At 45.8% G+C, this 11834-nt stretch carries 6 protein-coding genes; 4 read left to right on the plus strand and 2 right to left on the minus strand.

The genetic code is table 11. The features are described 5' to 3' along the window. Window positions 1-811 precede the first annotated feature (811 nt). Together V1L65_RS28270 and V1L65_RS28275 are read left to right on the plus strand one after the other, a co-directional pair. Window positions 812-2080 carry an FxLYD domain-containing protein gene (locus V1L65_RS28270; RefSeq protein WP_331702695.1) on the plus strand — a complete coding sequence of 423 codons (1269 nt, stop codon included), beginning with the start codon at window positions 812-814 and terminating at the stop codon, window positions 2078-2080. Window positions 2081-2093: 13 nt separating this feature from the next. Next, the gene (locus tag V1L65_RS28275) at window positions 2094-3212 is read left to right on the plus strand and encodes a S1C family serine protease (RefSeq protein WP_331702696.1); all 1119 of its coding nucleotides are present in this window, start codon (window positions 2094-2096) and stop codon (window positions 3210-3212) included. Window positions 3213-3353: 141 nt separating this feature from the next. Here V1L65_RS28275 and V1L65_RS28280 read toward each other — a convergent pair whose 3' ends face one another. Then, window positions 3354-3797, minus strand: coding sequence for a hypothetical protein (locus V1L65_RS28280; RefSeq protein WP_331702697.1), 444 nt, complete (start codon window positions 3795-3797; stop codon window positions 3354-3356). A gap of 207 nt (window positions 3798-4004) precedes the next feature. After that, a complete protein-coding gene (locus V1L65_RS28285) occupies window positions 4005-4616 on the minus strand; it encodes a superoxide dismutase (protein ID WP_331702698.1) in 612 nt (203 codons plus the stop codon). Window positions 4617-4847: 231 nt separating this feature from the next. On the opposite strand from V1L65_RS28285, the gene V1L65_RS28290 reads away from it, so the two are divergent. Together V1L65_RS28290 and V1L65_RS28295 are read left to right on the plus strand one after the other, a co-directional pair. Then, window positions 4848-5867, plus strand: a complete 1020-nt coding sequence (locus tag V1L65_RS28290; RefSeq protein WP_331702699.1) for a helix-turn-helix domain-containing protein — start codon at window positions 4848-4850, stop codon at window positions 5865-5867. Window positions 5868-6012: 145 nt separating this feature from the next. After that, window positions 6013-11616, plus strand: a complete 5604-nt coding sequence (locus V1L65_RS28295) for a phosphodiester glycosidase family protein (protein ID WP_331702700.1) — start codon at window positions 6013-6015, stop codon at window positions 11614-11616. Window positions 11617-11834: the final 218 nt, after the last annotated feature.

Here is an 11834-nt window from a genome sequence, read left to right on the forward strand (position 1 = left end):
TTTTCATCGGTACACGCGCCTCCTTCGTAAAAGCAAAGGATAACGGAGCCGTTCATCCAGATAGAAATCCCCCATAATTTGTGAATTATGCCAAACTAAATACAGTTTTTCAGGCCGTTGAAAAATGCTAACGGAACTGAGACACGCTATTGTACGGAAATCAGCTTATTCTAAAATCTAACGGAACTGAGAAACCTTATTTACTCAAAATCACCACCTAAACGGGGAAAAGATCACCTATAGCGCTCCACAGTTCCGTTACAGTATTAAACACCTTTTTATTACTAAATAGAGCCTCTCAGTTCCGTTACAATTCTAAACAGATGGCATTAAGACGTTTTGTTCGGTTATTAAACTACTACAACGAATCGACGGCTTCCCGCTTACCTCTTAAGGTCAGGATTGAATATGAAATTTCATACAGAACCAGTAGGCGCCACCTTAAAACGTCTCAAACCGGTCGCGACCACCTCAAAACTACTTTTAGTTAGCATACTTCGCGATATAAAGGGTTTGTCAACTTTCTGATGAATGTCATAGATTCATATTTGCAGGCATTCTCATGTAAGAAAAGATGACATAGCTTTGCGGCCAGAGGTGCTCAAGGTGCGTCAAATGGACTATTTTTCCACGAAATTTGCCAGCCGGAGCTGGGAGTTAGGTAAATTGTACTAGCAAAATAAAATGGAGATTATTAACTTGATGATATAGAATAGATAGGTAGAGAAAGAGTTAAATAGAGAGAGAATAGACGGATACCAATAAAGGATAATCATGGACGTAGAGAGAGAAACAATATTGGGGTTGGAGGATGAATAAAGTGCATTGTCTTCATTGCAACAGAAGCTATGCTGAAGATGCTAACTATTGCAGCCATTGCGGTGCCAAGCTTGATACTCAGCAGCTTGGTGATTATATAGAGGGCAATCCGTTGTCAGCAGCTGAATTAAATCCATCCTTACGAGAGCAGGCAGCTGCGATAGAAGTAGTGGATAGTAAACCCGAATCGAGCAGGGGCAGAGTAAAAAGCAAGGTAGGAATATGGATTATAATTTCTGCATTGCTGGCTTTTGCATTAACAGCATCAGGCGCGGTTTTCTTATATTATCAATATGAACTGAACATAAATAACGAAGTGTTGAAATTGCAGCAGGATGCCAGAACAGCTGCGCTTGCCGGAAATTACGACGATGCGCTCGCCAAGCTGCATGTCGCTTCTGCCAAGCGTCCCCAGTTCAATGCTTTGCAGTCCGATGAGGATATCGTGCTTCATGCGATAGAGCTTGAAGGATTACTGAATAAAGCGGAGGAGCAAATTCAAGCCGGCGCGGCGCTCGAAGCGGAAAAACAGCTGGATCAGGCGCGCTCCAAGCTTACAGGGAGGAAGGAGCCTGTTTACTCTAAGCTGCGGGGCAAGCTGGATGAGCTGTCGGTAGGACTTAAAGTACATAAGCTTTCAAAAGAAATGTACTATGCCACGACGATTAAGCAAATAACGGAGCATTTGCATGCGGTCAACGGGCTTGCAGGCGGTGAAGCGGATGCTCTGAAGGATGAGCTGCAATCGAAGCTTATTGATCTAAGCACTAAAGAAGCTAATGATTTTTTGAAAAAGAAAAACTATACAAAAGCATCTGCTATCGTGGAACAAGCGCTGGCCTTAGTAATTGGCAGTCCGGAGCTGCTGTCGCTGCAGGATAAAATCAGGCAGGAGCAAGCCAAATATGAACGTGAGGAGCAGCAAAGGATTGAGCAGGCTATGCAAAAAGCTGCGGAGGAAGATTTAATTAATCAAACAGCTGCTGTTGAGGTTGTGAAAATTGACCGCATGCTAGATGAGGAAGGCAATCTTGTTATTGAAGGCTTTTTGCGCAATGCTGCTACAAAACCGATTCATTCGGTTGAAGTAGAATATTCGATTTATGATGCTTCTGGTAAAAAAGTTAGCAGCGGTACGGCATCGGCGTCTCCGGATTATATTGAAGCAGGCGAATCGATGAAATTTTATACGACGGTATACGGCGTGTTTGTAGACGATTGTACCGTAGTCATCGACCATGCTACTTGGTATTTGGACTAGGAGGCGGCAGTACATGAAAAATTATTTATGGTTTACAGTAATGGGGCTTCTGATTATTATTTGTGCGGGCAGTGTAGCTGCCTTCTACGTTCGGGCTGAGGTGCCTGCGCAGCTGGCTGGCAAGCCGCTGCTTGCACTAACCGATTATTCGAGATCGCTAAAGGATATAATATTTGAAACCCAGAAGCTGGTTGTCATGATTGAAACAGAAGGCGGCAATCAAGGCTCAGGTTTTTTATATAATACGAAGGGCGACCTGATTACGAATGCTCACGTTGTGGCTGGCGCGAGACATGTTCGAGTGAAAACCTCTGATGCCAGAGAGCTTGTAGGCGAGGTGATCGGTATAAGCACGACGACGGATATAGCTGTGGTGCGAGTAGCTGAGCTAGTTGGAACCGAGCCGCTGGTGCTCGTGCGGCATGTAAAGGCGGAGGTAGGCGATGATGTGCTGGCTGTCGGCAGTCCGCTCGGGTTTCAAAACACAGTAACAACCGGTATGATAAGCGGCGTGGGCAGAAGCTTTAAAATAGATAATTACGACTACACTGATCTTTATCAAATATCAGCTCCGATCGCCAAAGGCAACAGCGGCGGACCGCTTGTCGACCAAAAAACAGGCGAGGTTCTCGGCATCAATTCAGCAGGTGTTGAGGAAGGAACGATCGGATTTAGCATTCCTATTTCCAATGTCATTGGTATGGCTGAGGAATGGTCAGAGCATCCAATGGAAATGCTCCCTAACTTAAGTCTTTCGTCAGAGAATGAAAACAGTCTGGAAGAAACTTCTTTGGAGCAAATGGCAGGATATTTAGTTACGCATTTTTACGACAGCTTAAATAATAATGACTATGTATATGCCTACTCTTTGTTGGGCGGCACATGGCGCGACGGCACAAGCTATGACAAGTTCCGTTCCGGGTATTTGAATACTCGCAACGTCGTCATTGACGATATGCATGTATCGATCAATACAGCGGAGGAAGCGATCGTAACAGCTGTATTATCCGTTGACGAGCGTAAAAACGGGGAGTATGTGTTAAGTAAATACCAGGTAACGTATACGGTTGCCTATGAGAACGATCAATTGAAGCTGCTGATTGGAAAAGGCAAAGCGATAAATAACACCTAAAGCAAACGAGCTGGCTGGCGCTCAGGAAGAACGCTAACCAGCTCGTTTTTCCAAATGATAAGAGTATATAAGTTTTGAAAGCTTATACACGCTTATTTTACACCGTTAAATGCGCCTGTCTAAAAGTGAAGCCGCTTATCCTTATGCCAGCTCATTTGTTATGGCAGGGTAAGTGACCGGGGCGCCGGTGCCATCTACAGAAATGTATAATGGCGGATATGGAGCATACGGCTGATATTGAGGATATTGCGGATAAGGAATTGGCAGCGGGATAGGGAGCGGGAAGCCCCAAGGTCCAAAAATTCCGCCGCCATGTGGAAATCCGCCATGTGGAAATCCGCCATGCGGGAAGCCGCTGTGTCCACCATGCCCGCCGTGTCCTCCTCCGTGTCCACCATGCCCGCCGTGACCTCCACCGTGCCCGCCATGCCCTCCTGGGCCTGGGCGATCAAAGAAGTATTGGGCGCGAAGCGCCTGCTCGGCATTGAAGCGGCAGAAGCAGCAATTGCAGAAGGAGCCAGTCTCTTCTTGGAAATTTTCGCCTTCAAAATGTTCGTTGCCAATCGTAGAATCGAAAGATGTCATGCCTAACCTTCTCCTTTATATAACAAGTGCCTAGCTAATTTGCTCTCATCATATGCGGCAAACGTCTAGATGGTGTTATTCTTTTGTTAATTGCCTTGCGCATAAAAAAGCGCCTTCCCTATGCTCAGGCACAGGAGGAGGCGCTTTCTATTTAGGGTGCAACGAAAAACGGTCCGCCCTTACAAAGGACGAACCGTTACTTCATTATTATTTTACTGCTGCTTCGTAACGTTTGCCAACTTCATCCCAATTGACAACATTCCAGAATGCTGCGATATAATCAGGGCGTTTGTTTTGGTAGTTCAAGTAGTAAGCATGCTCCCAAACGTCAAGGCCAAGGATAGGTGTTTCACCTTCCATAATTGGGCTGTCTTGGTTTGGCAAGCTGTATACTTTAAGCTTTCCGTCAGCTACAGCAAGGAATGCCCAGCCGCTGCCGAAGCGAGTCGTTGCAGCTTTTGCAAATTCGGCCTTGAAAGCATCGAAGCCGCCAAGCTCGCTGTCGATTGCAGCCGCTAGTGCGCCAGTTGGAGCGCCGCCAGCGTTTGGTCCGATTGTTTCCCAGAACAAGCTGTGGTTAGCGTGTCCGCCGCCGTTATTGCGCACTGCAGTGCGAATTGCTTCAGGAACGCTGGCAAGATCGCCGATAAGCTCTTCTACCGATTTGTTTTGCAGTTCTGGAGCAGACTCAAGTGCTGCGTTCAAATTTGTAACGTAAGTATTATGGTGACGGCCATGATGAATTTCCATCGTTAGTGCGTCGATATGCGGCTCAAGCGCATTGTGTGCATAAGGCAAAGCTGGAAGTTGATGTGCCATTGTAAATTACCTCCTAAGTAATATGTGTAGTTTGATCATTTCTATTATCTCCTATACAAATGAATAAATCAACATTTGTGTTTAAAAAGTATTTGAAGCAAAACGGTGATCATTTGTATGCAGGACATATTAAGTTTTGATGAAGTTTTGCGTTTCTGTCATTTTTCTTCTCTTTACAAGCTATGCTTATTATACAGGCAGACGCGGAAGGAGGAGATCAGGCTGTACATATTGATTGCAAACCAGGACAACGCAACCAGAGAAGCAATTCGAAAAACAGCTGAAGAAAACGGTCATACCATAATTGGCGAGGCGTCATCTGCAGGGGAAGCCAGGGAGATGATATTAAGAAACGGCTGGCCCAATGTCCTCGTCATTGATATTATGCTGCCTGATTTGAGCGGTTTGGCGCTGGTAGAGGCGATTGATAAGCGCAAGCTGCCGATTGCTGTTATCGTGACCGGAAAAAGCAGCTGGCATCGCCATATCAGGCAAGCTATGCGCTGCGGAGCCATTGATTATTTAGTAGAACCGTTTGAAGACGCAGAACTCATTGATGCGTTAAAGCAAGCGATGAAACAAACGGAGTCGCATTATTTGCTGTATCGGCACATTCATCTCATTAAATCATTTTTTGAACAACTCCCGGAACGGGAGCCGGATGTGATTATGAAAGAGCAGTCAGACTTATTAAGCTATATTTTTAATATGCAGGAGAAGCTGCAAGGAGAAAGACAAGGGCTGCTGTATATGCTTTCAGCCAAGTGGCAGCAGGTGCTTACCGGGCATAAGATCAGCTTAAAAGCTGCGGAAGCCTTTGAAAGCAAGCTTGAAGCAGCCATATATTTTCGAAGGGCCGCTGAGCTATGGGTAGCGCGGGTCAAGCCGCAGCGGGGGCATGAAATGCCGCTGCTTATTAAACGAGCATGCAGATATGTGCATGACAATTACTTCTCCGTGCTGACGCTGGAGGGAATATGCCGCTCATTTGATGTCAGCATGTCTTATTTCAGCAAGCAGTTCAAAGAACATACCGGAATGACCTTTATTCAGTACGTGAATCATGTCCGAATTGAACAGGCCAAGGAACTATTGCTAAATTCTAGGCTGATCATTTCTGAAGCTGCGGCTGGCTGCGGCTTTGCTACGATGCAGCATTTTAACAGAGCGTTCAAGAAGGAAACAGGAATGACGCCTAATGAGTATCGGCGACGTCTCGGCGCTGCGTGCCTGGAAGGGATGAAGGCTTAAGGAGGCATTTCTGCTGATTTTTAAAGATAAAGTAAAAAAGAAAAACGGTTCAAAAAAAGCAAATCCGGTTCAACAATCCGACTTTTATGTCCAGTAGACTGTTTACTGAAGGCAATATGCGAATAACAGGAGGACAAGAAAAAAGATGAAATATGACAGTATTAAAAGAAAATCAATTATGTATCTGCTTACGTTGCTGATGATTGCTACTGCTGTAGTTCCTGGTTCGGGCAAGGCATATGCAGAGGAGCTGCCACAGCCGAGCTTCGGGCGTCTGCTAGATGAGCGGATAATGGAGCTTAGTCCGGGAGTTACCTACACTTGGAAAGATGTAGAGATCGAACGGGGATACCAGAAAATTCATACTGTTGCGTTCAACTTGAATGATAATCCTCATTTAGAACTGCAAGCGGCAAAAACATACGGAAAAGTGTATGGCATGCAGACGTTGTCCGGCATGGCCGGAGTGGCTGACAAGCCCGGCAACCGGGTAATAGCAGGCATCAACGGCGATTACTATGATATGTCAAACGGTGTTCCGCTTGGCTTTTTCATGGAAGGCGGAAAGCTGCTGAACAATCCCGATTCTAACTTTGCTTTTGGTTTAAAAAGTGACGGTACAACGATTTACAGTGTGCCTCCTCAATTGACACAAACGCTGACTGTTGACGGAAATACATTCCCGATTACGAGAATCAATCGTTTGCGAGATAAAGAAGACATGCTTGTATTATATACAGAGGATTATCACACCTCTACAATGACCAATGATGGAGGCAATGAAATTGTTGCTGAAATTACTTCAGGCGAAATAAAATCAGGCCAAACGGTATCGCTCCGTGTTACTGCGATTCACAAGGAGCAGGGAAATACTCCTCTAGAGCCGGGGCATGTTGTATTATCTGTCTCGGGAAAATATAGGGATCAGCTGGCAGCACTGCAGGTGGGCAGCGAGCTTACAGCTAGCTTCGAGCTTGAAGATGCCTGGAAGGATGTCACGCTTGCGATCGGCGGCTATCATATGCTGCTGGTTGACGGACAGCCTATAGACTACTCCGGTGACCAGGCTGTTTACCCTCGAACTGCCATAGGCACTAAGGCTGACGGAACAATCGTTATGCTTGAGCTTGATGGTCGCCAGCCAGGCTTTAGCGAAGGCGTAACATTGGATGAGCTTATTAAAATTTTTCAAGATATGGGTGTTGTTAATGCCGTTAATTTAGACGGCGGCGGTTCTGCTACGCTTATCGCAAAGCTGCCAGGTGAAAATAGCGTGAAAGTAATGAACTCTCCTTCTGACGGCAATGAACGCAAAACGTCGAACGGATTGCTTCTAGTAAATAAGGCGTCTGAAAGCGAACCAGCTTCTAAATTAGCTATCGCGCCTGTCAAAGAGCGCGTGCTTGCTGGGCAATCTGTCACTTTCAAAGCGGCAGGTGTTAACGTGAACGGCCATCCGGCTGCTATTTCAGGCCATCCGAAATGGAGTACGGACGAGGAATATGGAACGATTGATGACAACGGGACATTTACAGCAGGCAATAAAGCAGGCATGACTACCGTTCAGGCATCGCTTGATCAGATACAAGGAAGCTCGTCAGTTGAAGTTGTTGATCACCTTACTGAGCTTGTTTTGCCGGACAAAATTAAAACTTACTCTGCCGGCCAGCAGGCTGTTCTTAGTGTAACTGCAAAAAATAACGGACAAGTGATTCAGGCAGGTAATGACAGCTTCGAATGGATCGTGGAAGGCGATATCGGCACTATTGATAAGAACGGTGTGTTCACAGCTGCAAACGGCTCAGGGCTGCGCGGTACAATTATTGTGAAGCATGGCGATACGCAAACATCTATGGAAGTAAATGTAGGCAAGCTGCCAGTTATACTTGAGGATTTCGAAAACGGCTTTGAACGTTATAAAACAGAGTCCGGCGCACGTTATGTGAAAAGTATCGCCAGCTTGGAAACAGATGAGGAATATGTGCGTTCAGGAAATGCGGCATTGAAGCTGGAATATGATTTTACAGGCTGGCCAAGTACTTCAGGCACGTATTTGGAAGTAGATGATAAAAATAATAGAATTGTCATTCCTGATTACCCCGAAAAAATCGGGATGTGGGTATACGGCGACGGTCAGAAGCACTGGCTGCGAGGCAAGCTCGTTGATGCCAACAACGGTGCTGTAGATATTAACTTTACGGAAGAAACAGCGGGTCTGGATTTCGTTGGGTGGCGTTATCTCGAAGCAGATGTGCCGCCAGGACGTCCTGCGCCTTTATCATTAGATATGCCGGTTCGTTATATGGAAACAAAAGCAACGAATAAAAATGCAGGCGTGCTGTATGTAGACGATATTCGCGCTGTATATGGTCCAACAGATGAGGATTTTACACCCCCTGTCATTAAAAATATTTCCCCGGCAGATTCGGCGGTCGTAAACGATAATAAAGTGAGAATCAGCGCAATTGGCGAGGCCGCTAATTACGATAAGGAAACTCATCCAGGAACTACGCTGATTGATCCGGATAAAATCAGATTGTATGTGGATGACATGCTTGTTGAGGAAACCTTGTACCCGCCGGAGGGGCTGATTCACTACACACCGCAAGTTCCGCTTGCAGACGGCACTCATAAAGTGAAACTTAAAATTAGAGATTTGAACGGCAACCGTGCAGAACAGGAATGGTTCTTTACAGTTGAAACAGGCTCTTCGCAAATCAACTATGATCATCCTTCTGAAGTATATGCCGGCAATAGCTTTGAGCTGAATATTAATGCGGTCAAATCTTCCAAAATAACAAACGGGCATATTGAATTGCAATTAGATGCAGCAAAAGCTGAAGATATCGAAGTTGTACCTAATAGCAACCTTACAGCTGAGCAATTAAATTGGACTTATGATGAAAAAACGGGAATTGTCCGCATTGAATACAGCAATCTGGCAGGCGCGGCTCTTCCTGACGAGGCTGTATTAGCTCAGCTTCGCTACAAAGTAAAACAAGCAGTCGAAGGAGATATGAAGATCGAATTTCGTTCAGGCGCATTCCAGCTTGCTGGACACGGCTCGTCGATGTTCAGCTTTTATGGAATTCCTGTAACAGCTCCAATTAAGCATCATCTGATATTGACTTGGGATGAATTCGGTACGATGCATGGCAGCACAACTATCTTTATGGTGAAGGATGAGCAAGGAAATCCAGTTGAAGGTGCCGAGATACGTGATCTTGCAGGAGTATTGGCTGGTATAACGGATAATACGGGTACGGTCGCAACTGATAAGCTGACATCAACTATAGAAACATACAAGCTGCAGGCTATGAAGGAACAGAAATTTAGCCCGCTTGTAACCTTCAAGGTTTCTGAGCAAGCGGGAACGCCTATCCCGCAGAACGTCAGCGTTACGATGTGGGAAGACACCCGTACGACTAAAGCGTTCAACTGGCATACGAATCCTGCAACGGAAGGTACAGTTGTCGAGCTTGTGAAGCAGACTGATTTTACAGGCTTCGACGCTAATAATATTATTCGAGTACAAGGAAGAAGCAACTTGTTCAATACGTATGATACGGGTACGATTCGCGTTCATAAAGCAGAGGCGACAGGACTTGAGCCTGGAACGGTGTATGTTTACCGTGTCGGAGATGGGGATGGAAATTACAGCGATCAAGGAACATTCCGTACCGCTGCAGGAACTAGCAAAGGAACGAAGTTTTTGTTTATGGGCGATTCGCAAGCAACAAATCAGGCAGACTTTGATCTATGGGGAAGCATTTTCAAAAAGGCTCTCAGTGATCATCCTGATACTGAATTCGTCATTCATGGCGGAGATTTGGTAGAAGACGGATATAAGGAAAACGAATGGAATATGTGGTTTAATGCTGCCAAGGATGAATTGGCGCAAACGACCATCGTTCCTGTTGTCGGCAACCACGAGGTTACGGGTGGAAGACAAAGCGAGGATTATTTGGCCCATTTCAATCATCCGCAGAACGGTATTGAAAGTCTAAAGGGCAGCAACTTCTCCTTCGATTACAATAATGCCCACTTTGTTGTGCTTAACAGCGAGTATGATTTGGAGCAGCAAAAGGAATGGCTGCGCAATGATCTGAAGAATACCGATAAAATGTGGAAGTTTGTCGCTTTTCACCGCGGACCGTACGGCAGTATGTATGACTCCGAGCATATTCGCAAAGTGTGGACACCTGTATTTGATGAATTCGAGGTTGATGTTGTCATGAACGGACATGATCACGTTTATGTGCGCAGCTGGCCTATGAAGGACATGGAGAAGGCAGAGGACGGAAAAGGAACGGTTTACATTGTCGGCGGCTCTACCGGACGGAAATATTATCAGGTCGTCGAACGCGATTGGATCTATAAAGCTGACGGCGAAAAGGTGCAGATGTATGTAGCTGCAAATATTGTTGATAATGAAGTTAAATTTGAAGTCAGAACGATAGATGACCGTCTTGTTGATGAATTCACGCTTATTAAAACAAAAGATGATGGCAGCGAAAATCCGAACCCATATCCAGGTCCTGGGGAAGGAAATGGAGGAACACCGCAGCCGAAGGACGGCCGAATTACACTAACGCCAGTGCTTAAGCCGGGTGCAGCAGAGGCAACAGCTTCACTTACTGCCGAGCAGTGGGCGGAATTGCAGAAGCAGGCAAAGCCTGATGGCAACGGTGTTAAGCAGATACAAGTGCAATTGGATAAAGTATCCGGAGCAAACGGTTATACGCTAGAATTACCCGGCAGTGTATGGGCAGAGAATGAAAATCCGGCGCAATTGCAAGTAGCTGCTCCTGATGCAACGGTTGTATTGCCGGCAGGTTACATTCCCGCTGGTATGATAACAGGCAAGGATACAGTAGCACTGACTTTGAAAGAAGCAGATAAGAGCAAACTGCCTGAAGGAATGCAAAAGCTGGCTGACAATCGTCCTGTTATTGACTTTACGGTAAGCGTCAATGGAAAGCGGTTTGAGCAAACGAGAAATGAGAAGCTTGTTCGCATCTCACTGCCGTACAAACCGTCAGCTCAGGAAATGCAGCATCCGCATCAAATAGCCGTAAGGTTTATTGGCGAGGATGGATCAGTAGCCAGCATTCCAAATGGGCAATATGATCCGGCAACAAAGACAGTTGTGTTCGAAACAACGCGTTCCGGCCAGTTTGCTGTCGTATATACGAGCAAATCCTTTGGTGATATGAACGGCTACGGCTGGGCGAGCACTGCTGTTGAAGCATTGGCTGTACGTGATGTAGTAAAAGGTGTGAAGGAAAATGTATTCAATCCGTCCCGTGATGTGACCAGAGCAGAGTTTATTACAATGCTTGTACGCGCACTAGACTTACGGGCAGAGCAAGGCGCTTCGTTCGGTGATGTTCATAAGGGAGACTTCTATTATGAAGCTGCACAAATCGCCAAAGCACTGGGCATTGTTCAAGGCAAGGGCAATAATACATTCGATCCTTCAGCCAGCATTACCCGTCTAGATATGTTTACGATGACAGCTCGCGCTTTGACTGCACTTAGCAAGCTAAAGGCAGATGGCGATAAAGACGAACTGACAGAGTTTACGGATCATGGGCAAGTAGCTGAATATGCTGAAGCAAGCATCAATGCGCTTGTGAAAGCAGGACTTGTGCAAGGAAATGGTGCGAGGCTGAACCCGCTTAAGCAAGCTACAAGAGCGGAAACAGCCGTTACAATGTTCCGATTGCTGCAGCATTTTGTAAAATAAATGCAAGAAGAAACGCTCCGCGTCTTTGGTTAAGGAAGCGCGGCAAACATAACACGGCGAGCACGGCAGACATAACGTTTGCCGTGCTTTTTAATTATAAGACAGCTTAAATTCGGCAGATAAGCCTTGATGTAACTGATATCGGCAAACCATTACGGTTAACGCCCATTCGAGTTGACTTATTTCGCCGCAGAGTATATCGGGCAATGATGAACTTC

Origin of the sequence: Paenibacillus sp. IITD108 (genome assembly GCF_036541265.1) — a bacterium.
In the GTDB taxonomy this organism is placed as follows: domain Bacteria; phylum Bacillota; class Bacilli; order Paenibacillales; family Paenibacillaceae; genus Pristimantibacillus.

Coding starts and splice junctions, on each gene's coding strand:
- V1L65_RS28270 (WP_331702695.1), top strand. CDS start 812: ATGAATAAAGTGCATTGTCTTCATTGCAACAGAAGCTATGCTGAAGAT.
- V1L65_RS28275 (WP_331702696.1), top strand. CDS start 2,094: ATGAAAAATTATTTATGGTTTACAGTAATGGGGCTTCTGATTATTATT.
- V1L65_RS28280 (WP_331702697.1), bottom strand. CDS start 3,797: ATGACATCTTTCGATTCTACGATTGGCAACGAACATTTTGAAGGCGAA.
- V1L65_RS28285 (WP_331702698.1), bottom strand. CDS start 4,616: ATGGCACATCAACTTCCAGCTTTGCCTTATGCACACAATGCGCTTGAG.
- V1L65_RS28295 (WP_331702700.1), top strand. CDS start 6,013: ATGAAATATGACAGTATTAAAAGAAAATCAATTATGTATCTGCTTACG.